This window comes from Aeromonas sp. s6 (assembly GCF_040907815.1).
GTDB lineage: Bacteria > Pseudomonadota > Gammaproteobacteria > Enterobacterales > Aeromonadaceae > Aeromonas > Aeromonas caviae.
On sequence record NZ_JBFOCN010000087.1, the window covers coordinates 1 to 23,401 of the forward strand.

Below are 23,401 nucleotides of genomic sequence, written 5' to 3' on the forward strand. Positions count from 1 at the left end.
CCACCCTGGAAGGGGATGACCAGACGCTCAACGCCGCTATCCTGGAAACCCAGCGCACCCAAGCGCAGGGGGATCAGGCGCTGGCCGAGCAACTGTCTCAACTTCAAGCCAAGGTGACCAGTGGTGACACCACCCTGGGGGCGGCCATTCAGCAGGCCCAGCAGGCTCAGGTGGATGGGGACAAAGCCAACGCCGACGCCATCACCAAGGTGCAAGCCAGCCTCAACCAAACCACGGCAGCCGTGGAAACGGCAGCCAAGGCGGTGGCTGACCTGAAAGGCAACGTGGAGGCGGGTTGGTACACCAAGGCCCAAATCGCGGGGGAAGGGGCTGGCTTTGGCCTGTCGGTCAAGCTGAATGCCGATGGCACTGTGCTGAGCACCTTCGTGATCGATGCGGATGTGTTCGCCGTAATGTCGAGGGCGGGCGGTGCGACGACAAAGCGCCACCCGTTCGTCATCAAAAACGGCACCGTCTACATGAACCACGCCATGATGGACACGGCCGAGATCGGCAACGTGATCGCCAAGTACATCAATGTGCAGCACCTGAAAGGCTCCCTCATCGAGGGTGGCTCTTTCCGGGGGGGGGATCTCTGGCTGGGGGAAAACGCCAACGGTCAGTTCGGTGCCTACGGTAAGAAGTGGAATGCAGGGATCAATTCCATGGGGCGCATCTACGGCAGTGATGTCTATTTTTCCAATGGGACGTTCCAGGGCAATGTGCTGGCCAACTCCGGCACGATGAACAACGTCACCATACGGGAGAACTGCCAGATCCTGGGTCAGCTCGATGTGAACCAGGTGGTTGGCGACATCACCACGCTGATCAAGGCGGTGGCCAACTTCTCGATCCCGGCGTACCGCCGCGCCCGCAACGTGGTGTGCATCGATCCGGTGACGGCCTATGGCAACGTATCGGGTCAAGGAACTATAGGGATGGCGGTGGTCTTTTACCTCAATGGGGTGGAGAAAGGCCGCGTATCCAAGACGGAATACGTCGCCACGGGGGGCACCCGATATTTATCCATCGACATCAAACCCTCGTTCGAGATCCCGGCAAACACCAATGCCACCATCACCTTCGGCATCGAGGCGATTGGCGGTGGAGTTGGTATCAGCTCCACCGGTTTCAGTGGCCAGGCGGTCTGGCTCACTGGCTTGAAGTAACACTGACCCACCTTACAACCCGGCCCTGTGCCGGGTTTTCTTTTTGAAGGAACCATTGCAATGGCAGGACTTTGGCCGCGCACCGGCAACGTGACGGTGACGAATGGCAGCAAGATCGTCACCGGTTTTGGCACCAAATGGAAAACCGGCACCCTTCCCATTCAGAAGGGGCACACCTTCTATGGCCCGGACAACTTCGCCTATGAAGTGGATACCGTGGTCAGCGATGAAAGCCTCACCCTGGTAGAAGCGTATCGAGGCGGCACCCTGGCTAACCAGGGCTACCGGATCGACATCACCCGCACCTCGACCATCAGCCAGTTTGCTGCTGACTTGGCTTCCCTGGTCGCCAAATACCGCGCCTGGTTCGACGGCATGATGACCTGGCTGACCGGCTCGGGGGATGTCGCCATCCTTAACCCGGACACCGGCGCCAACGTCACCATCCCCAGTTGGAAGAAGGTGGCCAGCGAAGGAGAGGGACAGACGGCCCGCGCCAAGGTCGAAGCCGACCGGGCAGCGGGGATCGTGGCTGCCGCCGCCCTTCCGCTGCCTGATGTGTGGGCGCCGCTCTCTGACAGCCTGCGGCTTATCACCGGCTACGGTCGCGAGGTGAAGGTGGGGGATGATGTCGTGGCGAAGATGGTCAATTTCTCACGCAGTACCACCGCCACCTATATCGGGAAAGATGGGGCTCTGAAAACTGCGGGGGTGAACGAACCACGTTTTGAAAAAGAGGGCTTGTTGATTGAGGGGGCCAGCACGAATTTACGCAGTCAACCGCTGCACCTTGGCAGTGTAGTTGGAGCTACTGGTGAATCGCTTAATGACACACTGGGCGCCATCAACGCGGCAAAATATACAATAACAGCAGATGCAGGGCTTAGGTTGACGTTTATTTGCCAGCCCGCCTCGTCAACTTCGCTGACGTTCAGCATTAAAATACATCAGTCCTCAAGTGTCAGGTCCGGGATCCTGCTTGTTCGCGATCATACCGCAGGGGCTAACCTTGATATCGTCAACTTTAATTTAGATACGGATTCTGATTCTGCTACATGTAAAAAATTCGGACAGTGGAACTGTTACACGGTTACCACCACTCAATTTACGTCAGGTTCTGTTCCATGGGTTTACTTTGGTGCTACGGGTTCCAACTCACCAGGGCAAACCATTGGCAAGTTTTTGGTAATTGGCGATTGCCAAGTTGAGCCACTGTCGTTTGCCAGCTCATACATTCCTACAAACGGGACGGCTGTAACACGTAGTGCAGATGTCGTGAATATTCCTGCCCTTGGGAATATGGTCCCCATCGGGTTCTCGATATCGGCTGAATTCGATACGCTTCGTGGCAGCGCACCTGTTCTGATGGAGAGCGGTTGTGTGGTTTCAATGGAGCAGGAGAATAAAGCCAGGATGGCGATTATTCGCGGAAAGTATGCAAGCGCTGATGCTGATTACGGCTTTTCAACGCATTGTGGCGCGTTTGGGCAGGCCGGTTACGTCACCGCGATCTTGAAGAGTTTTAACGTGAAGGACAGCAAAGGGATCGTCGCCATTTCTGAGGGGGGCGGGCTGTTAAAAATGCGGGTGAATTCCAGCGTGACGAGTGTGTCATCCGCTACAGCAACAGTAGCCCCCTTGCCGAACACGATCAGGGTAGGGGCATTTGGTGATGCCGGATCATTCCCACTGTTTGGCCATGTTCGAAATCTTCGTATCTGGCGTAGAACTCTCACTGATGATCAGCTCAAGGCCATCGCATGACAGACTATATCGACCTCAACCTCAAGGCGGCCGACAAGGCCGCCATGACCAAGGCCCTGCTGGTCGCTGGTTTTATCAAAGACAGCGAAACCGGCACCCTCTATCACCCTACCGCCTCGCTGCAACTGCTGCCGCCTGGCATGGTCACCCGCCCCACCGGCGCGGTGCAGATCGTCGATGGTATCGAGCTGGAGGTGCGGGAGGTAGTCCCCGGTTATCACGCCAACGTGCGCACCACCGACGCCGCCCTGGCCGCCGCCCTGGCGCAGGTGACGGTCGTTGTTGAAACCCCGCAATACGTCTGGGCATAGGGGACACCATGATCGTTCGTCTCGAACCTATCACGGCGATCGTGGTCGCCGTGCTGCTTGGCTGGGCGTGGAATGCAGCCACGGCCCCCGGGCCTGTCTGTCAGGTGCATGAGGTTCACCAGGGCAAAACCATCCTGGTGCCGCGCCCCTGCGCCGAGGTGCTGCCCAAGTAGTGTCGAACCTGCCCTGGCCATGTGCCGGGGCTTTTCTTTTTTCGGCTTGCCCGTCAGGGCGGTCGGTGCCAAAATTGCCTGTATAAAAATACAGTGCCAGCCGGGAGGGTTGCGGATGAGTGGGGATAATTTGATGGGTGATCACGTTGATCATGATGATCAGGTGATCGTGGCGTCTGGATCATATACGATAGGAAGGCTCGCTCAGCGTTTGGCCTGCCTGCTGCCGTTACTCGGTCCAGATGTGTGTGATGCGGTGATCACCAAAGAGATCACCATCGCCGCCAAGGAGGCGGCCATATTGGCAGCAGCAGAAAGCTGATCTTATAGTGAGATATGACCTTTTGAACTTATCACATTTTGTGCTAGAGTTGTCGGCATAGGGTCTCGGAGCGTCCGAGGCAGAAGATTAAATCTGGCAGGATTCCTAAATGACGAAAGCCCGCCTTGGCGGGCGGGCTTTCTGATTCGGTTGCACCACAAAAAGGGTGAACACGACTTATCGCACAGTCAGTTTACTCATGGTGCCGCCAATTGGCAACCTTGCCGCCACTTTTTTAGGCGGAAACATGACTTTTTCAGTGGCCCATGATGGGCTGAATGTGGGCTCAGGCAACAGATGCGGCCACAACCCGACAGCTCCGCGATTCTTTGTGCGGCCTCATGTGCAGAATATGCCCAAGTTTATCGCCCGCTCCATCGATCTCGTTGAGCACTATTACTACCGCCTCAAAGATCTACCCCAGCTGGAAACCCTGAACCCGCACCGCAAGAAGCGCTCGGAGCGCCGTGAGGCGATCATTCAGGTGCTCAAGGTGCTGCTCAAATATACCGATCTGGTTACCCTCACGGTCGGCGTTCCGACCAAGGATGGCCGAGTTGGCTTGAGCTTGAAGCGCCTGCAGGGAGAGACCACCATCAGCTGGCCCCGTTTCAAGCGCGCCATCGCAGACCTGCAGGCCGCCCGCCTGCTCTCCATCAGTCAGCCACGCATGACCAACTCGGCGGGCCAGGTGCGCGGTCTGGTTGGCATCAAGGCTATCTCCACCCGACTGTTTGCCGCACTCAAGATCGATTTCTGGTTGCGCCGCGAGCGTGAGCGCGCCTCCAAGCGCCAGCGCGCCAAGGCCAGCACGTCAGGTGCAAAGCAAGGCAGCTTCTATCGCCTGCCGTCCGCGCCATGCAAGAAGCCGGTAGAGGCTCCTGCCGTGGTTGAGCAGCTTGACTGGAATCAGTATCGAGCCAGGGCTGCGGCTGGCAAGCCGTTCTCGTAGACCCGTAGCGCCACCATCACAATAACCCAGCCTTCGCGCTGGGCGCTTCTGCTTGTCCGCTTGCCGCCTCCACTATCCAGCGATCACTTCTCAGACTCCCCGCCCCATCAGGCCCCCATTAACCAAGACTCGTTCGCGCCAAACCTAGCGAGTTATCCACAGATCCCCGCCGTCAGCTGCCCCCCTATCCCGTAAGAAATAAACCATAGGTGTGCCCACTCGTTGTGGATATCAATATTTAAGTGTTCTTCATTATTTCTAGGGTATTAAAACCCTTTTCAGATCATTCCTGGCTCGCAGGCTCCCCAGGGAGAATGCCTGGCTATGCAGGCCAGCAAGCTGGCCGCCGCCAGAGCAAGGTCAACTGCAAGAATGCCTGACCTTGCAGGGCGCAAGCGCCCGCCGGTCAGCAGGTAACCCCCTTCGTGGGGGCAAGCCCCCACACCCCATCCCAAAAACCACAGCTCGAACCAGCCATGCACCATAAAGGGGCCAATCAACTTCATGGGGCGTCAGGCTATTGTGGCCCTAAAGATAAAAGACGTTCAGCAGGGAGGGGGTGGCTGTCGCTTCGATACCGCAGTCATTCCTCAACCCCGCCGCCGCTGTGAGCACTAAAAAGAAAATCCATGCCACGGCATGGGCAAGGGGTGAGATTGCGTAAAACGAGGCTCAGGCGCTTTAAAGAGGGGGAAGGCCAGATAATGAAACCGGCCATCGAAATACAGCAGGACTGCAACATTTTTTAAGGTGGGAGATCCCGGGGTGGCACCGCCACTTTGTTGTCAGTTTTGGGCCGTTCGCCGCCAGCCGCAGGCCAACGCCGCCCGCGAACCCGCATTGAACATAATGCACGTTATGCGCACATGATTTTTTGCAATTATGGCGGGTCGCCCTGGTCGTCACTGCCGGATGCCCTGAGCTGGATAGGGGCGCCCAGGGCGTCAGCCATGACCATCAGCTGGTCGATCACGGTGTCGGCCAGGCGAGGGGGGAGGCGCAGGAAGATGCGCAGCGATCTGTCGAGGTGGCGCTGGCGCCCGATAGGCAGCAGCAGGTCGCTGATCTCTATGCCGAGGTAGTCGCAGATGCGGCGGGCAGCAGGAAGTGGCATGAATCCGCTGTGGCGCACGTTGAGCCACTGCCTGATAGATGTGGTGGGGATGCCAGTCTCGAATGACAGGGCATCGACTGAGACGCCGTGACGCTGCATCAGCTGCGCCAGGTGCTTTTGGGTGGCGATTACATATTCCCGATCATCATCGGTCAGATAGGCATAGGCGGGTTTCATTTCACACTCCTTGTGAGCTCCCGCGCTCGCCGTGATCTGTCGTTCGTCTGCCGTTATGTCAGATCTGACAACCACATTTGATTGTAATGATAGAGCCAGCAACTAGATCTGGCTGGCCCCGATAACTGTTCGGCCGAGTTGGTTGAGTTGATGAGAGAGGGGCTGGCGATCACCCAAAATGAAAAAGCCCCCTGGGTGGGGGCTGCTCTCTTAAATCAGGCCGGACTTCCTCGCCCTGGTAATAACCCAGGGTGACATCATTTCCAGTAATGCTCTGCGCTGGGTCAGCGGCATCGCCAAAAAGTCTATAATGCGGTGGCCCGCTCTGGTATTATTGTTCTGTTGCATAGTGTCCCTCCAAGGTGCTTGCAATTACAGGCCGACTCTCTCACAGTCGGCCTGTGTCGTTTCAGGTACGCTGTTCGTCTCGCTCCAGCTTCTCTCTCAGTGCTTCGATGATGTACGGGTTTAACAGCAGCGATGTCACCCCCGCCGCTTTCAGTGCCTTGTGGCGATCTTCAAACGCAACAGGCAGGCCAGTCAGCAGCTTGCTCTTGGTCGCTGCTGCCGGTGTTGCCTCTTTCTCGATGAGCCGTGCCGAGCTGCCAACCCCGCTCAACATGCTCATGTCAACGCTCTTCTTTGCCATCTCTCACCTCTAAAGCCTAAAGCATATAACTATCATATGCTTTTTATATGTTAAGTATATATTTATTTCTGTTCCAGAATGGCCAGGACTTCTTTGCCGAATGCCCGAACCTCTTTGCCTGCTTCGCTGCTGGCGGTGGCCACGCGCTCGGTGACGCCAAGGCCCGCATCCATCATCATCCCGAAGTCGGCGCGGCGGCTCAGCTTGCTGGTCATCATTGTCAGGTTGTTCAGGCCGGATACCGCATCAGCCAGGCGGCTGACATCGCGGCGGCTCGGGTGGGTTCTGGTCATCAGTACGTGGCCGATCAACGGGGCGGCCAGTTTGAAATCCTGCTCGATGCTGGCCAGGGTTTCGTTGAAGGCGACCAGGCCGCGCAGTTCGGTGATGTCATCGTTTGCCGGGCAGATGATGATGTCTGAATAGGCGATGGCAAAGCGGGTCAGGTTACTGTCATAACCGCCGCAGTCGATCAGCAGGTCGAGATCTGATTCGATGAGTGCCGCCAGTTGCGGGCCGGTCACATCGCCGTGAACGTCCCACTTCATATCGTCAGGGCGTAACCGGTTGAGTGTCGCTAGGCAGAGGTGGCGGTCGAGGTCTACCAGTGTGGTGATGCCCAGCTCTCCGGCCAGCTGCAGGGCCGTTGTGGTCTTGCCTGTTCCGCCCTTGCTGTGCGCTACCGTGATGATCTTTCCCATGTTTCCTCCAAGGTTATTTGTATAAGTTACATATCAATATTATATGTTTATTATATAAAAGCAAACGAGCAGGCAAAAAAGACCCCGCTCAATGGCGGGGTTGTCTCTTCACTCACGCAGCTTGCTTTCTTTTATGTCACGCCAGTCACGCCAAGATATTGCGGCCAGCGGCCTTGATCCTGACGATAACGGCGCCGGGGCGCCCGCTCTTGATGGGGCTGCGGTTTTTGAGACCGTGGTCGTAGTCGGCGGCGGCGATGGCCAGCAACAGGCACAGGGTTCGGCTGGCCAGTACGCCGAGCTGAAACGCCCGGCTGATCATGTGGGTCTGGGTCTTGGCGCCCAGCTTGGCGCGGATCCCCTTCTCGGCCATGTGCAGGCTGGCCTGGTCGAGGCCGATCGCCTGCTGAATGTAACAGCTGGTTTCTCCCTCGCCATGCAACAGCAGGATGGCGAGCTCCGATTCTGTCAGGCCACATCCCGGTGTGGCGATGATCTCATTGCTGATGATCATGTTGCTTGTCCTTGAGCAGGGCCAGGTGTGCCCGTAGGTGGTGGCCAATGTCCATTTTGATTTCGTGCAGTTCGCCATTGCTGACGGCCAGGGTGTTGAGGGTGCGCTGGGTGGCAACCACACAGGCATCGATCATGCGTTCCAGCTGCCGTGCGGCTGGCCCTTCGATCCCTTCGGCAATAGTGCTGGCTGCCAGCAGGGTCTGGTGCAGCAGAACGGTGTCGCTCTCGTGCTGTCGTGAGGCGGTGGTCAATTCCTCGAAAATTACCATGATATTGTTATCTTTGTTTTGCATATTAGAGTCCAAAATTGTCACAAAAACAGATATACGAAGGCGCAAAAAAACACACGGCTTATCGTGCGTTTCTTTTATTTGGTAATTCTAAAGAGGTATTTCCCCTTCACGTTGAGCAGGGCAAGCGCCTGGTCATCGAGACTCTCCAGGGTGCCGCTGGCGTCCTTTATATGCCATCCGCCCACGGCGCTCGGGACAACCCAGCGCGCCAGTGTCTCGCCGTTCGGATACTCGATGGCGTAGATGCCGCCCTGTGAGACGGTGTCCGCCTTTTCAAACACCGCGATGTCGCCACTGCCCAGGTTGGGTGCCATGGATTCATCGGTGATGCTCAGCTGGAGCACATCATCGCTGTTCTTTATATGTGGGGCGATCTTGCTCAGCAGCCAGACTGGCGCCTCCTGGCGCGGCTCTGCCGGGGTCAGGCCCAGTAAATAGCTGGCGTCTACGCCGAATCGCGGCGCGAACACTTTGTTGATGGCAATCAGCCACCATGCCAGCACCTGCTGACGCTGCCCGTTCTCATATGACAGATAGGTCGATTGGCCAATGCCGAGATCCTTGCTGGCCTGCAGGGCGCTGGCATACCTGCCTTTGCGCGCCTGCGCCAGAGCATGGCCCAGGATGGCTTTTTGTTCTTCGACCATTTTCTCGGTGATGTCACCGATTGTGCGGAGGCTTTGAGGTGTGTTCATGTGTCTTTTGGCCCTTTTGATCTAGAAAAAAGATAGCACAAAACGTGATATTTAACAGTGGCGATGATGTATTTATGTGCTGTTGGTGTTACAGTTATCTGGTCAGTAGATACCGTCAGGATTGCGTATGTGCGTATCAGATTTTTTTGCCGCCGAGATGCCGGCCGCCACTCAGCAAGAGCGCGCTCAGGCCGTGGCTGGCAAGGTCGGCGTCAAGGCTGGCACGGTGCAGAAGTATTTTCAGCTCGACCGCTACCCGACCCCCAAGACCCTGGATGAGTTTTGCCGCGCCTGGCCTGCGCTCGATGTGCATGCGTGGCGTCAGGAGTATTTGAAGGCACGCCAGAAAAAGGGGGCGTCATGATTGTCGCGCTGGTTGGTGCCGTGCCTGATGAGGTCGAGGCGGTGATCGGTGTCGTGATGGATGAGCGCGCCAAGGTGCAGCGCTTCTCTGTCTCTCATCGTCCGCTGAATGTCCGCGCCTTTGCCCTGCGTTCCGCCCTGGAGCGCGATCGCTTCAATGCCGACTGGCTCACCATCGTTCCGGTGTCGCACCCCGAAGAGGTGGCCACGATCCGGGCCATTGGCGGCCGTGTCGCCCATCTCTATTCGATGTGCGCGCACCCATCCATTTTGATCGCCCCGGGTGATCTGATGGTTGCCGTTCCGGGTGGTCGCCGTGGCGCCCATGTGGTGCAGCCAGCCGATCTCTATGCCCAGCTTCGCTCCATCACCCTGGCGTCACGGGAGCGGCCAGCCAAAAAGCGGGCCTGAGCGCCATGACGTACAACATCGCCGCCATGCCACAGGAGATCCAGCAGCAGTTCGAGCTGCAAAAGAAAGCAGCCCTCTGGGTCTATTGGGTTAACACCGGCAAGCCTGGATGGACGCGGGAGCGGGTTCGGGTCGAGCTGGGGCAGATTGCGGACGATGCAGAGCGCGAGGCGCTGCGCGAGTGGCTTCGCCATTATGACGCCATCGCCAAGTCGGCGGCCAAGACAGCCAGCAAACCAACAAACAAGAAGGGATTTCGTCATGCATCTAGATGATGCCCTGGAGCGTTGGGCGCGATGGTGTCATCAGGGGCAAATCGTTCCGACACAGACCAGCAGCCAGACCGCCTTGCTGATGGAGATCCTGGCAACAGGTATCACAGGGCCAGGCAATAACGGCGGCGGTAAAGGGCCGATCCTGGACGGCATCGAGCCGCGCATCGAGGCGGCGCTGATGGCTATGGCCGCCTCGGGTGACGTTGGTCATCGCCGCGCCCTGGTGCTGCGCACCGAGTACCTGGTGCCGGTGCTGGAAAGCGGCCGCGCTCAGGAGGTCAGGGCGATCCGCCTCGGCTTGCCGCTGACCAAGTACCGCAAAGATTTGATGAATGCCCGTAGGGCGCTCGCCTCGGCCTTGGAGGGGCAGGTCGGGCGCAGAAAATCCACTAACCGCCAATCGTGAGAGGATTGACATGACCACTACATTCAGACTCAGAACCTACAACAAAGACCTCGCCGCCCGCGATGCGCTCAAGCGCCGCCAGCAGCAACGCGCCCAGATAGAGGAACGCGCCATGCTCAAATCGCTGGGGCTCAGTCCCAAGGAGCGGCTATGAGCGCCCTGGTAGAGCTGACCAAGCCCAAGAAGCGGGGCAAGCAGTCGCCCACGGAGGCGCAATTGCAGGCCAAGCGAGACAAGGCGGCCGAGCGCAAGCGCAACCAGCGGGCGCGTGATAAGGCCCGCAAGCATGCCTTTGTGCCGGGTCAGCCCTGCTCCATCACCATCAAGCTAACGGCAGGCGAGTCCGCCTATCTCGGCAAGGCGATGAAGCTGCGCGCCCTCTGGGCAACCAGCAATTACGACATGCAGGAGTATCTCAGCACTCTGATCCTGCGCGATGGCGAGAAGCTGGAGCGGCAGATCGCCGAGATCCCGCCCTGCAAAAACTGCGGCGCCGTTTTCCCAGATAACTGCAACCGGGCTTTCTACCTTGAGTCCGATTGCAACCTGAGCGTGTACGCAAGAGGACTGAAGCTATGAGACTGAGCCATAAAAAGAAGCTGGCCAACAAGCGGTCGGGGGCAGCCAAGGGGTGGGCGCTGGCGTTGCTTTCACGCCGCCGTATCTCTCACATCTCAATGATGTCCGTATCCATAAACGGCGAGCCCGTCCAGGCTGGCTCGATTGGTGTCGCCAACATGCGGGACGTTGCGCGTTCGGCAGCGACCACCGGCGGCCTGATGACCAAGCTGGTTGGTGCGGTGTCATTCACCCTCCGCCGTCTGCGCGAGGCTGGCGCCGCCCAGGCCGATATCATCCGGGGGCGTATCGGGTGATCCTGACCGCCTCCATCACAGATGCCGCCATCCGGCGGCACTCTGCCAATCCCGAGATCCACGAGCTGCGCGACCCGCGCCACCCCATCCGGTTTCGTTGGGCCAAGTGCCGCCAGCGCGGCTCCGTGCATCTGGTGCTGCATATCAGGGGCGAGGCCCGCTGGCGCAAAATCGCCCCCTGGCCGTCCGTGCCTGCCGCGACTGTGGTCGCAGACCTGCCCCGCATGATCTCATCGCTGATCGCCGATCCCGCCGCTGCCGTGGCCATGAGCGAGTTGGTCACCTTTGCCGACCTGCTGCGCTGGCATGGTGATCGGGTGGCAAAATCCCGCACTTTGTCAAAGTCCCGCCGCGCCGCCGTGGCATCCCAGATCAAGCGCCAGCTGTTGCCGCTGTTCGGCGAGTTGTCCCTGCACTCATCGAGAGACGATCTCGATCGGGTGGTGCAGCAGTATCAGCAGCACTACGTGATCGATACCGTTCGCGCCGGATGGGTGGTGTTGAAGCAAGCCGCCAAGCAGGCCCGCAAGGTGGCGCTGTTGCATCACGACCCGCTGGCCGGTCTGGCATTCGGTGATCTGGTCACCCACAAGCCCGTGCAGCGCCCTGGCCGCCTGCGCCCATCACAGGCCCAGTCCGTGCTGGCAGAGCTATCCGGCCCGCTCACCGCCTCCACCATGCTCTGCCTGCTGGCCTTGCTGCATGCAACCCGTATCGGCGAGACCAGACTGGCCGAGTGGCGCGAGTTCGATCTGGTGCCGGGTGGTTGCTGGTACATTCCGCCCGCCCACACCAAGAGCCGCCGCGAGCATGTGCTGCCGCTAACGCCAATGGCCCTGGAGCTGCTGCTGCGCTATCGCGCCAGTCAGCAGGCCGCCGGATATCGCGGGGTCTACCTGTTCCCTGCCGCCTCTCGCCAAGGCCCCATCGGTAGTCGCGATGCGACCCGCGCCGTGGCTGCCGTCTCGGGTCGCCGCTGGCGCGCCCATGACCTGCGCAAGCTGGCCCGCACCCGCTTTACCGACCAGGGCACCGACCACCTTGTCGGCGAAGTGATACTCAATCACGCCATGGGCAAGCTGGCTGGCATCTATATCAACTCATCCATGCGCGACCAGATGCGTGAGGCGCTGTCGCTCTATCACGACTGGCTGGCCGAGCAGGGCAAACAGTAAATATTTATACATATAATGTATGATTTTCATATAAAAGTTATATATTATGGTTGTGGTTAGGTATGTCACCTAATCAGTGCCCCGGTCATGCGGGGTCAGGCAATAACGAGAGAGTACGCAAATGAACACGACTAATCGCACCGTCGGAACCATTGAAGAAGCCCTGATGCTGGCCCAGCCCCATGAGCTGCTGGCCGCCTTTGTCCCGAGTTTTAACGACCTCACCGGCCAGCTGGATGAGCTGTCACAGGAGCGGGATGAGCTGTCTATCCAGAACGCCGCCCAGCACACCCAGATCCTCGACCTGCAGGCCCGCATCGCCGACCTTGAGAAGGAGAACGCCGGTTGCCGCGAGGTGGCCCGCAAGGCTGAAAAAATAGGCAATGACTCTATCGCCCTGCAGACAGAGAAAGCCCGCCTGCAGGAGCAGCTTGCCCAGTTGCAGAAGGTGATCGCCTCCTATGGTGGTGTGGCTGGTATCAAGAAGCTCAAGGAGCAGGTCAAGCGCCTGCAGGATAACAGCGCAACCAAAGAGGCCCGCATTAGCCAGCTGGAACGGGAGGCCAGGCAGTACCGCCATGACCTGACCGCCTCACAGCGCCAGAGCATTGAGGCTCACACCAAGATCGACTTGCTCCAGCGTCAGCTTGCCCACGACACCGGCAGCGGCCTGTATCACAGCGGAGAGCACCATCTGATCATTTGGCCCCAAAAGACCAAGATGGAGCGCCCTGACGGCACTGTGCTTGAGTCTCGCGCCCTGCTCTATATGCACCAGTCAGGTCGTGCTGCCATGGTCACCTACAACGACCAGGATGGCACCGCGCTCTGCGCCTCCCCCAAAGGAGGCTTGAAGCCGTCCAAGGAAGTGATGGAGTTCGCCCATAACTGGCTGTTCAAGGTCAACAGCTTGCAGGGCGGGATCGTGCATGAATCGGACATGGTGCCGGTTGATTTCAACGGCTATGCCAGTGAACAAGCAGCGTGATGGGGGTGTGAGATGAGTTCAACAACTGGTGACAAAATCGAGCGTGACAACTACCCGACTCCGGTCGATGTGATCAACGCCATGCTGGCCAAGATGGGCTGGCGCCCTGGTGATAACTTCCTTGAGCCGTGCCGGGGTGATGAGAGCCGTATCTATGACCGGGTGCCGTTACCTGAATCCCAAAAGGACTGGGCTGAGATCTCGATGGGCCGCGATTATCTGGCTCATGACTTCGGCCGCCAGTTCGATGTGATCATCACCAATCCGCCGTTCAGCCTGACCGAGGAGTTTTTGGAAAAGAGCCTGGCCGAGCTGAAACCGGATGGCACCCTGATTTACCTGCAGCGGGTCAACTTCTTTGGCTCCATCAAGCGGGTGCCGTTCTTTGCCCGGATTGGCTTTCCGAACAAGACGCCGGTCATCATTCCGCGCCCACGCTTTGCGAAGGGTGGAACCGACTCTTGCGAATACGCCTGGATGGTCTGGGATCGCGGCGGCCGCTTCGATGTGCCGAACGGCATCAGCCACCTGTTAACTCGCGCTGCTTGATGGGGTTATGTGATGAAAAACAAACTCACTGACCTGAATGATCACCTCTTTGCCCAGCTTGAGCGCCTCGGCGATGAGAGCCTTGATTCGGAGAAGCTCAAGGATGAGATCGCCAGAAGCAAGGCCATCACCGCCGTATCGAGCCAGATCGTCAACAACGCTCGCCTAGCCCTCGATGCGCAGATCGCTGTGCGAGACCTGCCGCTGGGTAACCGGCTGCCATCGATGCTGGAGGCAAAGCCATGAGCCGTTTTGTCTACACATCCGAGCAGCTCAACTTTCTGGCCGAGACCTTCAAAGAGTGCAGCCTGGAAGATACCACCTCGATGTTTAACTTCGTGTTCGGCACCGCCAAGACGCAGATCGAGATACGTGCCTGCATCAAGAACAACGGCTTTACCTGCGGCCGCCAGCCTGGCAACAGCAAGGGCCAGCTGCGGATGTTCAACCAGCCGCAACGGGAGTGGATTGAACGCAAGTACCAGGAGCTGCCTATCTGCGAGCTCACCCCGCTGTTCAATGCCGAGTTTGCTACCGCGATGACCGAGGCCCAGATCCGGGCCTTTATCAAGAATCATGGCATCAAGAGCGGCCGCACCGGCCAGTTTGCCAAGGGGGCGGCCCCTTGGAATGCCGGACTCAAGGGGTACGACCCTGGCGGGAGATCGGCCCTTACCCGCTTCAAGAAAGGGGATGTGCCGGTTAACCATCGCCCGGTTGGCAGCGAGCGGGTCACTGTTGATGGGTATATCGAGATCAAGGTCGCCGAGCCGGCCAGCTGGGATCTCAAGCATCGGGTGGTATGGGAGCGCGAACACGGCCCCATCCCGCCGAGTCATGTGATCTGGTTCTACGACAATGACCCGACCAATTGCGAGCCGGAAAACCTGATGCTGGTTACCCGGGCTGAACATGCGGTGGTCAGCAAGCTGGGGCTGCACCACGCCACCGGCGAGTTAAAGCAAACCACCAGGTTGATCGCTGGCGTGGCCATGGCCAGAACCAGCAGCCGCAAGAAGCTGCGGGAGTCCCGCCGCCCCAGAGCCGCTTGATAGAGGAAATCACGATGGAACAACAAAATATGGAGCCGTGGGCTCGCCGAGTAGTTGAGGAGCTTGACCAGCTGGAAGGCCGCCGAGCCGCGCTAGTTGGCTTCCTTGGTCGAGCAATGGTGAGCAATGACGTCATCCCTGCGGAGCAGCTTAATCTGCTTGATGCCCAGGCCCGAGCGATGAAGCTGTATGCCGACATCTTGCGCCAACGTCTGCGGGTTGGTGGTGTTGGGGTTGATGCTGATGAATCGGCCATGCAGGAGCTTGACCCTCCTGCATTCCAGGATCTGACCGTAGAGCTTGTAGCCGAGCAGGTTCATATATCGGTCGGGGTGAAAACCCTTGCTCATGCGGTCACGGCTGGGCGTTATGGGATGCGCTCACTGACTGTTACAGACCCTGCTGTGTTTGCCGGGGAGGTTGTCAGTGTTCTCAAACAGGAAGAGGAGGATGGTTCAACGCTCATCCACGGCATGTTTGATAAGGCAGCCAGTATTGCGGCAGACCAAGGTGCCGAAGGGCTGGATATTGAGTGGTAAACACGATGACGACCATTATTGCCTGCTCAAGCTGCGGTGATGAAGATGGATCCCTGGTGAAGGACAAGGACTGGGGCTGGGTCTGCGATGACTGCAAACAGAGTCTGGACAAGGTAGACCGCGAGACGGATTGGGATAGCTGGGAACAAGACCGCCGCGAGCGGATAGCCGAACAGAATGAGTATTAAGGGGAACCACAATGGAGAATAAGCCGTCAGCGTGTGGCGTGGAGGTGACCGGCCCGCGCAGCATCACCGTTCGCGGGGTGAAAGTCCCCGCCTGGTTCATCTGCCGGGATGGCCAGCGATTTGAGTTCGATTCGATAGGCGTCCTGGATGCCAATGACGATTTCAGCATGTCACAGCTCGCACCAGGGCAATGCGTCTTGTATCCCGGTGCCATCTACCAGAAGAAGGATTCAGCATGAATAAGCGAGATTGGGCTATCACCCTGTTTGGTATCGGTCTGCGTGAGGCTATGCCCGCCTATGAGCAGGCCGCGACAACCATCGCCGGGGAGTATTACACCTCGACCGACAAGGAGAAGGTGGACTTCATGCGCAAGGCCAAGGAGGAAGTTGAGGCCGCGCTCGCCCTCTTGCAGGAGTCCGCCGCCAAGCTGGATGTCGAGCTGGCCGCCCTGGAGGAGGCCGGCGCCTAACTTTCCGTGAACCACTGACCAGAATTGAACAAGGGGCCTTTATGGCCCCTCTCTTTTGCTGTAGTCTCTCTGTTTAGTGTCGATAATCGAGATTTTACAGTTAATGCCAAAGGCGATTGTTGTTGAGGATCCGCAGCTGGCCCATGCCGTTGCAGTGGCTAAGGCATCGAGCCCAGAGAACGGGCTCAGGGATGCCGCTTTGCTGCTCTGCTGCTTCGGTACTGGCATGAAGCCAGCCGAGCTGGCGCAGCTACGGGTGAGTGATTATCTCTCCCCTGGTGGTGAGCCGCTGGCCGAGACGGTGGTCAGGCCGGAGATCGCATTTAACGGGCGGGCTCGCCCATTGTGCTGGGTCAACAAGAAGCTGATCACCGCTATTGATGAACACCTGGCCGACCGGCTCAAGCGCGGGCATGGCATCACCGGCAGGCTGACAGCCTATCGTGGGCTCGATCCGCAGAGTGGCCTGTTTGTCTCGGGTCGCACCGGCCAGCCGCTCAAGCTGACGCGCATCGAGCGGGATGGGCGGGTGAGCTATCGGGCTGACCAGCTGACGGCCCTGATTGCTCGCCTGTTCGCTCAGGCTGGAATTGAGGGGGCTACGGCTCAATCTGCCCGCCGAACGCTGGCTGTGAAGCTCAAGCGGAAGGGGATAGACGAGCGCCATATCGGCGAGATCCTGGGGATGACCAGCATCAAGGCCATTAAAACGTTGTGCGATACCGATCCGGTTAGCCTGGGTGATTTGATTAAGAGGATTGTTTGATGGGTGAGGTGAAGCGTGGTGCGGCGCAGAAAGCCGCGGATGGCCGCTATGAGGCAAAGCGGGCAGGAATGGCCCGCCTCCCTGGTGGCTATCTGACACAAGAGGAAGCCGAACTACTGGATGAACTGGCAGCGATTCACGGCTCTAAAAAAGCGGCAATTTTCAAAGGGTTAGAGCTGCTCAAAAAAATATCAGAAAACCCATCCGAAACCCCTTGATATATCGTGCGCACGATATTATATTTAATTCATCGAGACGGGGATGGGCCCCGGCAAGGAGAGAAAAATGAAAGTACATAGCGATATGGATTTGAACCAACTGGCTGAACGCATGGGCACCGAGGCCACCCTGGATGATGCCTCTGCAATGTGCGACCTGCTGGTTGAGAAGTTTGATGGTCAGGACACCTCCGAGATCCCCGAGGGTGAATGGCTGGCCCTGCTGGAAGAAGCTGTGGCGTGATGATGGTAGGGCCGGTTATCCGGCCCATTTATCGAGGAAAAACGGGATGAGTAACAGCGAAGACATTCTGGACAGGACGAGCAACTTAACGCCCCTGGAGCGAGCCGTAATCGACAAGGCCAACGCTATCAAGGTGATGAAAGCCGATGAGCACTTGACCACTATTGAGGCGGCTCATCAGGTGTGGGCAATCAGGGACATTCTGATTGCTGTAGACCCGAAAAGCCCGATTATCGAGCGTCTTTATGAGCTTGAGAAAGAGGTTCTGAGATAGAGGAAAAACGGCATATGGAACAGGTAACGATAGGGATAGACCGGGGCAGCCTGCCCCCTCATTCTGATGAGCAGTTTGAGGAATGGGTTCGGTTTTGCGTCGGCCATCAGGCCAGTATTGAGTGTGATAACCCGCTCTCTGACATGGATATGAGCGCCCTGGTGCTCAACATAGGCTGATAGAGGAAAAGGGTATGGGAAAGGTATTCACTGACACTGTAGAGAAGGCGCTCACCGAGGCCCCCGCTTGCCGGATAGCGGTCTATCCGCGCCAACATGGCTGGGTGTCCGAGCGCGTGCAGTTGGAGCTGGCTGATTCTGTCGCGCAGTTGGGCGAGACAACCCCGAGCCGGGGAGGTGGCCACTACCTGGTTGATGGTCTGAGCGCCGAAGAGGCCGCCCAGGAGGCCCGCCGGTTGCGTGGCAAGCCCGTCGAAATCATCCGAATTGAATAGCCCGCATCAGCGGGCTTTTTTATACCCGGCTATCATCAAACTAGGCCACCCCTGGAGCGTTGTTATGCCGATCATTGATGCCGCCGATCTCGGCCTCCCGCCTGATTCCCCAATCAATCTCACCAACAACGAGCTGGCGCAGCGCCTGACGGACCTGCTGCCCGCCCTCCCGCCTCTCTATGTCGTGCTCTACCCTGCCAAAAATTGAGTCGCGACACCTAGATGATGCCAAGATCCGTTGTTGCTTGACACGCCATGCCAGCCCAACGCCAGCGCAGGATAGAGGCGTTTTTATGCCTGCACCAGACAAGAGCAGGCAAAGCCGTTTTTGAGCGTGACATTTCGGTTTTTGCGTTGATATGTCACAGTGATCTGAATCACAAAACGCACACGAGAAGATAAAATATCTGTTTTTGTGTTGAAACGATGGGAACTTGGCTGTACCTTTCTCGTCATGGTGGTGAAGTTGTGACGCACCGCCATTGTTCAGACGTTATCTGTGTATAGCCCGCGTTCAGTAGTTTCAAAGGCCCATCTCTCCGATGGGCCTTTTTTTATGGCGTCCCCTCTATGTTCGACCTGATCCACCGCTTCAAGGGCCAGTGCATCGCCTACGGTGGCGGGACGCTGGTGAGCCTCTGGTCCAAGGCTGTGGCCGCCGCTGAGAGCCTGCCTGAAATGACCATCCCGCAACTCACCATCAACGACCTGATCGGCATTGGCGGCCTGCTGGTCATCGCTGGCCGCCTGGCCTTCGACATCTTCGTCTACATCGACAAGCGCAAGCAGCGCAAACAGGGGGAGCAATGAAACTGCCGTGGATTGTTATTGCTGAGTCGCTAGTCGGCATCAAAGAGGTGCCCGGCCCGCAGCACAACCCCGAGATTCTGCAGATGTGGCGCGACATCAAGCGCGGCGGCATCAAGTCTGATGAGGTGCCTTGGTGCGCTGCATTTGTTGGTGCCTGCCTTGAGCGGGCTGGCATCCAGTCAACGCGCTTCGAAGGGGCTCGGTCTTATGCCGAGTGGGGTCAGAAGTTGTCCGCCCCGTCTCTTGGGTGCGTGGTGGTGTTTTCCCGAGATGGCGGTGGTCATGTCGGGTTTGTGGTGGGGCAGGACAAGACCGGCAATTTGCTCGTCCTTGGCGGCAATCAGTCTGATGCAGTAAACGTCCGTGCCTTCCCGCGCTCCAGGGTGACAGCGTACCGCTGGCCCGCTGGGGTTGATGTGCCGGCTGGCCCTCTGCCCGTTGGTGTTGGCTCTATGACGAAAGGGGAATCTTGATGGGGGATTTGAATCTGGCCGACCTGCTGCTGCAGGTGTTCGGCGACAAGGCCGCCGCCTGGGTGGCGGTGGTGGGGCTTTGCCTGGTGGTGTGGTCGCAGTTGCGAGCCGCCATCCCGCAAGCATGGTGGGAGAAGTTGCCCCGTCCGGTGTTGGTTGTGCTGGACGTGCTGGCTGCTAACTGGGGGAGCGCGAAGAATGGAACCGGCACTGATAAGCGGATTGACCCGGCTCGCCCTGCTGGTAGCCGAGCAGCTCAACGCATCCCGTGAGGCTGCGTACTATGCCGAGCAAGACGATAGGCGGGAGCAGGCGAAAGCGGCTCCCGCTGCTGCCTTTGCTGGCCTCTTCGGCCCTGCTGCAGGGGTGTACGTCCCCGGCACCAGCGCCGAACGCCAGCTGCTACACCACACCCCCGAGGCTGGTGTGGATGGTCAGTCCTGATGGGTGGGCGCATCTTCCACCTGATTCGCAGGCCGAGCTGACCAATTGGATCATCGATGTGCGTGAGTGCATCAAGCAATGAGTACCGAGGCGCCGACACTGGCGACCAATCAGCATCAGACATCGTTGACCCGTTGGGCTCGACCTGTTGCCGGTGCCTCACCTACACAAAGACATGGGCTCCTTAACCTCTACAGGACAGCGAGGGAGGGGAACCAACCTGGTGGAGTCCATGTCTTTGTGAGTTTCGCCGCCCAATGCTAGCGCCCTGCAGCAATGCCATTAGCAGCAGCGGGCGGCACCCCCACCCATCCCCCCAGGGTAAAGGTACTCCCAGCCACCCCCCGACTCGACGGGTTGGACGAGGCGCGGTTTTTCACTACATATGAAACCCCAAGAAGTGAGGTTGTTGTTTTCATGTCAGAGCCATCAGACAAGGATCGCCCTGCGCCTGGCTGGCTGAAAAAATCCGACATGGCTGCAAGCCTGGGGATCTCGGTGCAAGCCTTTGATAAGTGGGGAGTTAAGCCAGTAAAAAAGATCGGGCGCAACGTTTACTTTGATGTGCGCTCGGTTGTGGATAACCGGATCGAGAACGCGATCCAAAAACACCAACCAACGGATCCTCAAGACATGGACGAGGATCAATTGGACTTCCAACGGTGGAGGCTCACCAAGGAGCAGGCCGACAAGGCCGAGCGCGAGAACCGGATCGCTGAGCGCCATCAGGTGCCGACCGAGTTTGCAACGTTCGCTCTGACGCGCATCGCCGCCAAGGTCAGCAGTCTGCTCGACACCGTTCCACTCACTATGCGCCGCCGTTATCCCGAATTGCAGACCAAGCACATCGAGGGGCTCCAGCGCGAACTGGTCATAGCCAGCAACGAGGCGGCCTCCATGGGTGATCTGCTGCCGGAGTTACTGGATGAATATATCGACAGCACAAGTAAGTAGCCTGGCGGCTGCCGTCAACCTTGGGCTGTCAGCCCTGCTCAGGCCGCCGGTGCAGACCGCCGCCGAGTGGATGGATGACCATTACTACCTGCCGGTGGAGTCCTCCTATCAGGAGGGGCGCTGGAAGTCGCTCCCGTTCCAGGTGGCCATCATCAACGCGATGGCCAATGACGACATCCGAGAGGTCAACTTCGTCAAGTCGGCGCGGGTTGGTTACACCAAGATGTTGCTCGGTGTGGCCGCTTACCTGCTGGAGCACAAGAAGCGAAACGGACTGATTTGGCAACCCACCGATGGGGATGCCGAGTTGTTCGTGAAAAAGCACGTTGAACCCATGATCCGTGACGTGCCGAAAATCAAGGCGCTCGCGCCCTGGTTTGGCAAGAAGCACCGGGATAACACCCTGGAGCTCAAGCGGTTCGCCAACGGTCGCGGATTGGAGGTGAGGGGCGGCAAGGCAGCCAAGAACTACCGTGAAGCCTCTCCCGACTTCGGGATCTACGATGAGCTGGCCGCATTCGATGACGACATCGAGAAAGAGGGTTCGCCCACCTTCCTCGGCGATAAGCGGATGGAGGGCTCGACCCATCCCAAATCAATTCGTGGCTCTACCCCCAAGATCGCGGGGCAGTGCCAGATTGAGCGGGCGGCCAACGAATCGCCGCACCTGATGCGTTATCACGTGAAGTGCCCACATTGCCACGCAGAACAGCACCTCAAGTGGGGCGGCCCCGATGCCGAGTTCGGCATCAAGTGGGACGGCAACAACCACCATTCGGCGTTCTATCTGTGCGAGGCAAATGGCTGCGCCATTCGCCAGCATGAGATGGATTACGAGACGGTGGAACGCTGGATCTGCGAGCGCACCGGCATCTGGACGCGGGACTCCATCGACTGGTTCGACAGTGACGACCAGCCGATCCCGCCTCCCGAGTCGGTGACCTTCCATATCTGGACGGCCTACAGCCCGCTGACGACATGGGTGCGGATTGTCTCTGACTTCCTTAAAGCGAAGGATGACCAGGGCAAGCTCAAGACCTTCGTCAACACCACGCTGGGCGAGACCTGGGAAGAGGAGACCGGCGAGAAACTGGAGTGGGAGGCGCTTGCCGCCCGCCGCGAGGTATGGCCGCACCCCGTCCCTGATGGGGTGCTCTATATCACTGTCGGGGCTGATACCCAGGATGACCGTTTCGAGTTCGAGATCACCGGCTGGGGCGTGGGGGAGGAGCATTGGGTGCTCGACTACCAGCGCCTGTACGGCAACCTCGGGCACACCGAGATCTGGGATCGACTGCACGAGCAGTTCTCGCGCCAGTTTATCAAGGCCAATGGTGAGGTGATGGATATCGGCCTGGTGCTGATTGACTCGGGTGGTCACTACACCGATGAGGTCTATCAGTTCTGTCGCCGCAACCCGCGCAAATATATCCCTATCAAGGGGGCCACGGTGATGGGCAAACCCATCATCACCTTCCCGCGCAAGAAGAACCGGCAGGGTGTTTACCTGTCGGAGGTCGGCACCGACACCGCCAAGGACGTGATCTACGCCCGCCTGGCCGATGTGCCTGCATCGCTATCCGGGCCGCTGCCTGGTTACCGGCACCACCCTGTCGCCGAGTGGGCAGATGAACACTATTTCAAGGGGCTGACCTGTGAGCGAAAGCGGCTGGAGTTTATCAAGGGCCGCCGCGTCTATCGCTGGGTTAACCCATCCGGCGCCCGCAACGAGCCCACTGACTGCGCGGGTTACTCACTGGCCGCCGTGCGCCTTGGCGTCCAGCACAAAGGCTGGCGCCTGGTCGCCCGGCATCAGCCAACCACTATCAACCACGCCGAGCCGGTATCCCGCCCGCAGCCAAGACCCACGGCAGCAGGCAACAGCTGGCTCGGCACAAACTCAGGAGGCTGGCTGTGAAGCTGAGCGATATCGACAGCATGATCGAGCTGTACCTGCAGGCCGAGCGCGATGTGCTGGCCGGCAAGCAGGTAACGTTCCAGGGCCGCACTGTGACCTCTGAAAACCTCAACGAGCTCCGCTCTGGTCGGCGGGAGTGGGAGCAGCGCCGCGCCAGCGTGGCCAACCCTGCCCGTCAGCCCTATGCCGCCGCGAGGTTTACATGAGAGCCATAGATAAGTTGGTCGGGTTTATCTCCCCCGGCTGGGCAGCCAACCGGATGCGCGACCGCTTGCGAATGATGGCCTACGAGGCGGCAATGCCGTCTAGAACCCATCAGGCCAAGCGGGAACGGCGTGGCGCCAACGTGGCCACCCAGCAATCGGCGATCAGCTTGCGCGAGCAGGCCAGAGCCCTGGACGAAAACCATGACATTGTGATCGGCCTTCTCGACAAGATGGAGGAGCGGATTGTCGGCGGCAAAGGCATCCAGATCGAGCCGCAGCCCCGCTCTGTCGATGGGCAGTTGCTGGATGACCTCGCCAAGGAGATCCGCCGGCGCTGGGCTGCCTGGTCGCTCAAACCGGAAACCACCGGCACGTACACCCGTCCCGCCATGGAGCGCCTGGTCTGTCGTACCTGGTTGCGCGATGGCGAGGTGTTTGGCCGCCGCCTGCTCGGCACCATCAAGGGCTATCAGCATCATTCTGACACCCCCTTTTCGGTGGAGGTGCTGGA

Annotated in this window: 42 protein-coding genes; 36 read left to right on the forward strand and 6 right to left on the reverse strand. The window is 58.8% G+C overall.

All coding sequences use genetic code 11. The features are described from left to right. The 6 genes from AB5Y50_RS13485 to AB5Y50_RS13510 form a co-directional block, all read left to right on the forward strand. Nucleotides 1-1,169 (forward strand): DUF1983 domain-containing protein (locus AB5Y50_RS13485; RefSeq protein WP_368162984.1); only part of this gene is annotated, 1,169 nt, incomplete at its 5' end. A gap of 60 nt (nucleotides 1,170-1,229) precedes the next feature. Next, nucleotides 1,230-2,933, forward strand: coding sequence for a hypothetical protein (locus AB5Y50_RS13490; RefSeq protein WP_368162985.1), 1,704 nt, complete (start codon nucleotides 1,230-1,232; stop codon nucleotides 2,931-2,933). Beyond that, entirely contained in the window at nucleotides 2,930-3,244 is a 315-nt protein-coding gene (locus tag AB5Y50_RS13495; RefSeq protein WP_368162987.1) for a hypothetical protein, read from the forward strand. Before AB5Y50_RS13490 ends, AB5Y50_RS13495 begins: the two co-directional genes overlap by 4 nt. An 8-nt stretch (nucleotides 3,245-3,252) precedes the next feature. Then, nucleotides 3,253-3,417, forward strand: a complete 165-nt coding sequence (locus tag AB5Y50_RS13500) for a hypothetical protein (RefSeq protein WP_368162989.1) — start codon at nucleotides 3,253-3,255, stop codon at nucleotides 3,415-3,417. A 133-nt stretch (nucleotides 3,418-3,550) separates the two neighbouring features. Beyond that, the gene (locus AB5Y50_RS13505) at nucleotides 3,551-3,739 is read left to right on the forward strand and encodes a hypothetical protein (RefSeq protein WP_368162991.1); all 189 of its coding nucleotides are present in this window, start codon (nucleotides 3,551-3,553) and stop codon (nucleotides 3,737-3,739) included. A 352-nt stretch (nucleotides 3,740-4,091) separates the two neighbouring features. After that, complete coding sequence (locus AB5Y50_RS13510) at nucleotides 4,092-4,691, forward strand: hypothetical protein (protein ID WP_368162992.1); 600 nt, start codon at nucleotides 4,092-4,094, stop codon at nucleotides 4,689-4,691. 880 nt (nucleotides 4,692-5,571) lie between these two features. Here AB5Y50_RS13510 and AB5Y50_RS13515 read toward each other — a convergent pair. From AB5Y50_RS13515 to AB5Y50_RS13540, 6 genes are all read right to left on the reverse strand, one after another. Further along, on the reverse strand, nucleotides 5,572-5,982 hold the full coding sequence (locus tag AB5Y50_RS13515; RefSeq protein ID WP_368162994.1) for a helix-turn-helix domain-containing protein: 411 nt from the start codon (nucleotides 5,980-5,982) through the stop codon (nucleotides 5,572-5,574). A 409-nt stretch (nucleotides 5,983-6,391) separates the two neighbouring features. Continuing rightward, nucleotides 6,392-6,610 carry a hypothetical protein gene (locus tag AB5Y50_RS13520; protein ID WP_368162996.1) on the reverse strand — a complete coding sequence of 73 codons (219 nt, stop codon included), beginning with the start codon at nucleotides 6,608-6,610 and terminating at the stop codon, nucleotides 6,392-6,394. Nucleotides 6,611-6,693: 83 nt separating this feature from the next. Further along, a complete protein-coding gene (locus tag AB5Y50_RS13525) occupies nucleotides 6,694-7,332 on the reverse strand; it encodes a ParA family protein (protein WP_368162998.1) in 639 nt (212 codons plus the stop codon). Nucleotides 7,333-7,477: 145 nt separating this feature from the next. Then, nucleotides 7,478-7,846 (reverse strand): hypothetical protein, encoded by a 369-nt coding sequence (locus AB5Y50_RS13530; protein ID WP_368163000.1) that lies wholly within the window; start codon nucleotides 7,844-7,846, stop codon nucleotides 7,478-7,480. Beyond that, complete coding sequence (locus AB5Y50_RS13535) at nucleotides 7,830-8,117, reverse strand: hypothetical protein (protein WP_368163001.1); 288 nt, start codon at nucleotides 8,115-8,117, stop codon at nucleotides 7,830-7,832. Before AB5Y50_RS13535 ends, AB5Y50_RS13530 begins: the two co-directional genes overlap by 17 nt. A 98-nt stretch (nucleotides 8,118-8,215) precedes the next feature. After that, the gene (locus AB5Y50_RS13540) at nucleotides 8,216-8,836 is read right to left on the reverse strand and encodes a S24 family peptidase (protein WP_323914487.1); all 621 of its coding nucleotides are present in this window, start codon (nucleotides 8,834-8,836) and stop codon (nucleotides 8,216-8,218) included. Between the two features lie 127 nt (nucleotides 8,837-8,963). On the opposite strand from AB5Y50_RS13540, the gene AB5Y50_RS13545 reads away from it, so the two are divergent. The 30 genes from AB5Y50_RS13545 to AB5Y50_RS13690 form a co-directional block, all read left to right on the forward strand. Next, a complete protein-coding gene (locus AB5Y50_RS13545) occupies nucleotides 8,964-9,200 on the forward strand; it encodes a hypothetical protein (RefSeq protein WP_223953556.1) in 237 nt (78 codons plus the stop codon). Further along, on the forward strand, nucleotides 9,197-9,610 hold the full coding sequence (locus AB5Y50_RS13550; RefSeq protein ID WP_368163004.1) for a hypothetical protein: 414 nt from the start codon (nucleotides 9,197-9,199) through the stop codon (nucleotides 9,608-9,610). The genes AB5Y50_RS13545 and AB5Y50_RS13550 overlap by 4 nt, the downstream gene beginning before the upstream one ends. 5 nt (nucleotides 9,611-9,615) lie before the next feature. Next, nucleotides 9,616-9,885 carry a DUF3283 family protein gene (locus AB5Y50_RS13555; RefSeq protein ID WP_223953558.1) on the forward strand — a complete coding sequence of 90 codons (270 nt, stop codon included), beginning with the start codon at nucleotides 9,616-9,618 and terminating at the stop codon, nucleotides 9,883-9,885. Then, nucleotides 9,872-10,291, forward strand: a complete 420-nt coding sequence (locus tag AB5Y50_RS13560) for a hypothetical protein (protein WP_368163006.1) — start codon at nucleotides 9,872-9,874, stop codon at nucleotides 10,289-10,291. The genes AB5Y50_RS13555 and AB5Y50_RS13560 overlap by 14 nt, the downstream gene beginning before the upstream one ends. 10 nt (nucleotides 10,292-10,301) lie before the next feature. Beyond that, entirely contained in the window at nucleotides 10,302-10,445 is a 144-nt protein-coding gene (locus AB5Y50_RS13565; protein ID WP_368163008.1) for a hypothetical protein, read from the forward strand. Then, complete coding sequence (locus tag AB5Y50_RS13570; RefSeq protein ID WP_368163010.1) at nucleotides 10,442-10,870, forward strand: hypothetical protein; 429 nt, start codon at nucleotides 10,442-10,444, stop codon at nucleotides 10,868-10,870. The genes AB5Y50_RS13565 and AB5Y50_RS13570 overlap by 4 nt, the downstream gene beginning before the upstream one ends. Continuing rightward, nucleotides 10,867-11,166 (forward strand): hypothetical protein, encoded by a 300-nt coding sequence (locus tag AB5Y50_RS13575; protein ID WP_368163011.1) that lies wholly within the window; start codon nucleotides 10,867-10,869, stop codon nucleotides 11,164-11,166. Before AB5Y50_RS13570 ends, AB5Y50_RS13575 begins: the two co-directional genes overlap by 4 nt. Continuing rightward, complete coding sequence (locus tag AB5Y50_RS13580; protein WP_368163013.1) at nucleotides 11,163-12,341, forward strand: tyrosine-type recombinase/integrase; 1,179 nt, start codon at nucleotides 11,163-11,165, stop codon at nucleotides 12,339-12,341. Before AB5Y50_RS13575 ends, AB5Y50_RS13580 begins: the two co-directional genes overlap by 4 nt. 121 nt (nucleotides 12,342-12,462) lie before the next feature. Continuing rightward, nucleotides 12,463-13,329, forward strand: coding sequence for a hypothetical protein (locus AB5Y50_RS13585; RefSeq protein ID WP_368163015.1), 867 nt, complete (start codon nucleotides 12,463-12,465; stop codon nucleotides 13,327-13,329). A gap of 12 nt (nucleotides 13,330-13,341) precedes the next feature. Then, a complete protein-coding gene (locus tag AB5Y50_RS13590) occupies nucleotides 13,342-13,878 on the forward strand; it encodes a DNA methyltransferase (RefSeq protein WP_368163017.1) in 537 nt (178 codons plus the stop codon). Between the two features lie 12 nt (nucleotides 13,879-13,890). Continuing rightward, on the forward strand, nucleotides 13,891-14,124 hold the full coding sequence (locus AB5Y50_RS13595; RefSeq protein ID WP_368163019.1) for a hypothetical protein: 234 nt from the start codon (nucleotides 13,891-13,893) through the stop codon (nucleotides 14,122-14,124). Then, nucleotides 14,121-14,930 carry an HNH endonuclease signature motif containing protein gene (locus tag AB5Y50_RS13600; protein ID WP_368163020.1) on the forward strand — a complete coding sequence of 270 codons (810 nt, stop codon included), beginning with the start codon at nucleotides 14,121-14,123 and terminating at the stop codon, nucleotides 14,928-14,930. Before AB5Y50_RS13595 ends, AB5Y50_RS13600 begins: the two co-directional genes overlap by 4 nt. Before the next feature lie 14 nt (nucleotides 14,931-14,944). Then, nucleotides 14,945-15,469, forward strand: coding sequence for a hypothetical protein (locus AB5Y50_RS13605; protein ID WP_368163022.1), 525 nt, complete (start codon nucleotides 14,945-14,947; stop codon nucleotides 15,467-15,469). Between the two features lie 5 nt (nucleotides 15,470-15,474). Continuing rightward, nucleotides 15,475-15,657, forward strand: a complete 183-nt coding sequence (locus tag AB5Y50_RS13610) for a hypothetical protein (RefSeq protein WP_257707839.1) — start codon at nucleotides 15,475-15,477, stop codon at nucleotides 15,655-15,657. An 11-nt stretch (nucleotides 15,658-15,668) separates the two neighbouring features. Further along, entirely contained in the window at nucleotides 15,669-15,896 is a 228-nt protein-coding gene (locus AB5Y50_RS13615; RefSeq protein WP_368163024.1) for a hypothetical protein, read from the forward strand. After that, the gene (locus AB5Y50_RS13620; protein ID WP_368163026.1) at nucleotides 15,893-16,129 is read left to right on the forward strand and encodes a hypothetical protein; all 237 of its coding nucleotides are present in this window, start codon (nucleotides 15,893-15,895) and stop codon (nucleotides 16,127-16,129) included. The genes AB5Y50_RS13615 and AB5Y50_RS13620 overlap by 4 nt, the downstream gene beginning before the upstream one ends. Before the next feature lie 103 nt (nucleotides 16,130-16,232). After that, a complete protein-coding gene (locus AB5Y50_RS13625; protein ID WP_368163028.1) occupies nucleotides 16,233-16,895 on the forward strand; it encodes a tyrosine-type recombinase/integrase in 663 nt (220 codons plus the stop codon). After that, nucleotides 16,895-17,113, forward strand: a complete 219-nt coding sequence (locus tag AB5Y50_RS13630) for a hypothetical protein (protein ID WP_270808826.1) — start codon at nucleotides 16,895-16,897, stop codon at nucleotides 17,111-17,113. The genes AB5Y50_RS13625 and AB5Y50_RS13630 overlap by 1 nt, the downstream gene beginning before the upstream one ends. A 67-nt stretch (nucleotides 17,114-17,180) precedes the next feature. Further along, entirely contained in the window at nucleotides 17,181-17,357 is a 177-nt protein-coding gene (locus AB5Y50_RS13635) for a hypothetical protein (RefSeq protein WP_202154988.1), read from the forward strand. A gap of 46 nt (nucleotides 17,358-17,403) precedes the next feature. Continuing rightward, the gene (locus AB5Y50_RS13640) at nucleotides 17,404-17,631 is read left to right on the forward strand and encodes a hypothetical protein (RefSeq protein ID WP_368163030.1); all 228 of its coding nucleotides are present in this window, start codon (nucleotides 17,404-17,406) and stop codon (nucleotides 17,629-17,631) included. A 14-nt stretch (nucleotides 17,632-17,645) separates the two neighbouring features. Then, nucleotides 17,646-17,810, forward strand: coding sequence for a hypothetical protein (locus AB5Y50_RS13645; protein WP_368163032.1), 165 nt, complete (start codon nucleotides 17,646-17,648; stop codon nucleotides 17,808-17,810). Between the two features lie 14 nt (nucleotides 17,811-17,824). Next, nucleotides 17,825-18,085 carry a hypothetical protein gene (locus tag AB5Y50_RS13650; RefSeq protein ID WP_223940224.1) on the forward strand — a complete coding sequence of 87 codons (261 nt, stop codon included), beginning with the start codon at nucleotides 17,825-17,827 and terminating at the stop codon, nucleotides 18,083-18,085. A gap of 64 nt (nucleotides 18,086-18,149) precedes the next feature. Then, the gene (locus AB5Y50_RS13655; RefSeq protein ID WP_368163034.1) at nucleotides 18,150-18,293 is read left to right on the forward strand and encodes a hypothetical protein; all 144 of its coding nucleotides are present in this window, start codon (nucleotides 18,150-18,152) and stop codon (nucleotides 18,291-18,293) included. 362 nt (nucleotides 18,294-18,655) lie between these two features. Continuing rightward, nucleotides 18,656-18,895 (forward strand): hypothetical protein, encoded by a 240-nt coding sequence (locus tag AB5Y50_RS13660; RefSeq protein ID WP_223953573.1) that lies wholly within the window; start codon nucleotides 18,656-18,658, stop codon nucleotides 18,893-18,895. Then, nucleotides 18,892-19,368 carry a TIGR02594 family protein gene (locus AB5Y50_RS13665; RefSeq protein WP_282414827.1) on the forward strand — a complete coding sequence of 159 codons (477 nt, stop codon included), beginning with the start codon at nucleotides 18,892-18,894 and terminating at the stop codon, nucleotides 19,366-19,368. Before AB5Y50_RS13660 ends, AB5Y50_RS13665 begins: the two co-directional genes overlap by 4 nt. 198 nt (nucleotides 19,369-19,566) lie before the next feature. Further along, nucleotides 19,567-19,812 (forward strand): hypothetical protein, encoded by a 246-nt coding sequence (locus AB5Y50_RS13670; RefSeq protein WP_223953575.1) that lies wholly within the window; start codon nucleotides 19,567-19,569, stop codon nucleotides 19,810-19,812. A gap of 417 nt (nucleotides 19,813-20,229) precedes the next feature. Then, on the forward strand, nucleotides 20,230-20,766 hold the full coding sequence (locus tag AB5Y50_RS13675) for a terminase small subunit (RefSeq protein ID WP_227656720.1): 537 nt from the start codon (nucleotides 20,230-20,232) through the stop codon (nucleotides 20,764-20,766). Further along, entirely contained in the window at nucleotides 20,738-22,684 is a 1,947-nt protein-coding gene (locus AB5Y50_RS13680) for a phage terminase large subunit family protein (RefSeq protein ID WP_282414824.1), read from the forward strand. The genes AB5Y50_RS13675 and AB5Y50_RS13680 overlap by 29 nt, the downstream gene beginning before the upstream one ends. Beyond that, nucleotides 22,681-22,890, forward strand: coding sequence for a hypothetical protein (locus AB5Y50_RS13685; RefSeq protein WP_041211165.1), 210 nt, complete (start codon nucleotides 22,681-22,683; stop codon nucleotides 22,888-22,890). The genes AB5Y50_RS13680 and AB5Y50_RS13685 overlap by 4 nt, the downstream gene beginning before the upstream one ends. Beyond that, the coding region (locus tag AB5Y50_RS13690) for a phage portal protein (RefSeq protein ID WP_368162669.1) at nucleotides 22,887-23,401 on the forward strand (515 nt) is incomplete at its 3' end. The genes AB5Y50_RS13685 and AB5Y50_RS13690, both read left to right, overlap by 4 nt.

Coding starts and splice junctions, on each gene's coding strand:
- AB5Y50_RS13620 (WP_368163026.1), top strand. CDS start 15,893: ATGAATAAGCGAGATTGGGCTATCACCCTGTTTGGTATCGGTCTGCGT.
- AB5Y50_RS13590 (WP_368163017.1), top strand. CDS start 13,342: ATGAGTTCAACAACTGGTGACAAAATCGAGCGTGACAACTACCCGACT.
- AB5Y50_RS13605 (WP_368163022.1), top strand. CDS start 14,945: ATGGAACAACAAAATATGGAGCCGTGGGCTCGCCGAGTAGTTGAGGAG.
- AB5Y50_RS13665 (WP_282414827.1), top strand. CDS start 18,892: ATGAAACTGCCGTGGATTGTTATTGCTGAGTCGCTAGTCGGCATCAAA.
- AB5Y50_RS13555 (WP_223953558.1), top strand. CDS start 9,616: ATGACGTACAACATCGCCGCCATGCCACAGGAGATCCAGCAGCAGTTC.
- AB5Y50_RS13615 (WP_368163024.1), top strand. CDS start 15,669: ATGGAGAATAAGCCGTCAGCGTGTGGCGTGGAGGTGACCGGCCCGCGC.
- AB5Y50_RS13520 (WP_368162996.1), bottom strand. CDS start 6,610: ATGAGCATGTTGAGCGGGGTTGGCAGCTCGGCACGGCTCATCGAGAAA.
- AB5Y50_RS13490 (WP_368162985.1), top strand. CDS start 1,230: ATGGCAGGACTTTGGCCGCGCACCGGCAACGTGACGGTGACGAATGGC.
- AB5Y50_RS13650 (WP_223940224.1), top strand. CDS start 17,825: ATGGGAAAGGTATTCACTGACACTGTAGAGAAGGCGCTCACCGAGGCC.
- AB5Y50_RS13495 (WP_368162987.1), top strand. CDS start 2,930: ATGACAGACTATATCGACCTCAACCTCAAGGCGGCCGACAAGGCCGCC.
- AB5Y50_RS13680 (WP_282414824.1), top strand. CDS start 20,738: ATGAATATATCGACAGCACAAGTAAGTAGCCTGGCGGCTGCCGTCAAC.
- AB5Y50_RS13525 (WP_368162998.1), bottom strand. CDS start 7,332: ATGGGAAAGATCATCACGGTAGCGCACAGCAAGGGCGGAACAGGCAAG.
- AB5Y50_RS13670 (WP_223953575.1), top strand. CDS start 19,567: ATGGAACCGGCACTGATAAGCGGATTGACCCGGCTCGCCCTGCTGGTA.
- AB5Y50_RS13595 (WP_368163019.1), top strand. CDS start 13,891: ATGAAAAACAAACTCACTGACCTGAATGATCACCTCTTTGCCCAGCTT.
- AB5Y50_RS13510 (WP_368162992.1), top strand. CDS start 4,092: ATGCCCAAGTTTATCGCCCGCTCCATCGATCTCGTTGAGCACTATTAC.
- AB5Y50_RS13540 (WP_323914487.1), bottom strand. CDS start 8,836: ATGAACACACCTCAAAGCCTCCGCACAATCGGTGACATCACCGAGAAA.
- AB5Y50_RS13530 (WP_368163000.1), bottom strand. CDS start 7,846: ATGATCATCAGCAATGAGATCATCGCCACACCGGGATGTGGCCTGACA.
- AB5Y50_RS13630 (WP_270808826.1), top strand. CDS start 16,895: ATGGGTGAGGTGAAGCGTGGTGCGGCGCAGAAAGCCGCGGATGGCCGC.
- AB5Y50_RS13635 (WP_202154988.1), top strand. CDS start 17,181: ATGAAAGTACATAGCGATATGGATTTGAACCAACTGGCTGAACGCATG.
- AB5Y50_RS13640 (WP_368163030.1), top strand. CDS start 17,404: ATGAGTAACAGCGAAGACATTCTGGACAGGACGAGCAACTTAACGCCC.
- AB5Y50_RS13565 (WP_368163008.1), top strand. CDS start 10,302: ATGACCACTACATTCAGACTCAGAACCTACAACAAAGACCTCGCCGCC.
- AB5Y50_RS13560 (WP_368163006.1), top strand. CDS start 9,872: ATGCATCTAGATGATGCCCTGGAGCGTTGGGCGCGATGGTGTCATCAG.
- AB5Y50_RS13610 (WP_257707839.1), top strand. CDS start 15,475: ATGACGACCATTATTGCCTGCTCAAGCTGCGGTGATGAAGATGGATCC.
- AB5Y50_RS13655 (WP_368163034.1), top strand. CDS start 18,150: ATGCCGATCATTGATGCCGCCGATCTCGGCCTCCCGCCTGATTCCCCA.
- AB5Y50_RS13545 (WP_223953556.1), top strand. CDS start 8,964: ATGTGCGTATCAGATTTTTTTGCCGCCGAGATGCCGGCCGCCACTCAG.
- AB5Y50_RS13570 (WP_368163010.1), top strand. CDS start 10,442: ATGAGCGCCCTGGTAGAGCTGACCAAGCCCAAGAAGCGGGGCAAGCAG.
- AB5Y50_RS13675 (WP_227656720.1), top strand. CDS start 20,230: ATGTCAGAGCCATCAGACAAGGATCGCCCTGCGCCTGGCTGGCTGAAA.
- AB5Y50_RS13500 (WP_368162989.1), top strand. CDS start 3,253: ATGATCGTTCGTCTCGAACCTATCACGGCGATCGTGGTCGCCGTGCTG.
- AB5Y50_RS13505 (WP_368162991.1), top strand. CDS start 3,551: ATGGGTGATCACGTTGATCATGATGATCAGGTGATCGTGGCGTCTGGA.
- AB5Y50_RS13550 (WP_368163004.1), top strand. CDS start 9,197: ATGATTGTCGCGCTGGTTGGTGCCGTGCCTGATGAGGTCGAGGCGGTG.
- AB5Y50_RS13600 (WP_368163020.1), top strand. CDS start 14,121: ATGAGCCGTTTTGTCTACACATCCGAGCAGCTCAACTTTCTGGCCGAG.
- AB5Y50_RS13585 (WP_368163015.1), top strand. CDS start 12,463: ATGAACACGACTAATCGCACCGTCGGAACCATTGAAGAAGCCCTGATG.
- AB5Y50_RS13625 (WP_368163028.1), top strand. CDS start 16,233: ATGCCAAAGGCGATTGTTGTTGAGGATCCGCAGCTGGCCCATGCCGTT.
- AB5Y50_RS13535 (WP_368163001.1), bottom strand. CDS start 8,117: ATGGTAATTTTCGAGGAATTGACCACCGCCTCACGACAGCACGAGAGC.
- AB5Y50_RS13515 (WP_368162994.1), bottom strand. CDS start 5,982: ATGAAACCCGCCTATGCCTATCTGACCGATGATGATCGGGAATATGTA.
- AB5Y50_RS13660 (WP_223953573.1), top strand. CDS start 18,656: ATGTTCGACCTGATCCACCGCTTCAAGGGCCAGTGCATCGCCTACGGT.
- AB5Y50_RS13645 (WP_368163032.1), top strand. CDS start 17,646: ATGGAACAGGTAACGATAGGGATAGACCGGGGCAGCCTGCCCCCTCAT.
- AB5Y50_RS13575 (WP_368163011.1), top strand. CDS start 10,867: ATGAGACTGAGCCATAAAAAGAAGCTGGCCAACAAGCGGTCGGGGGCA.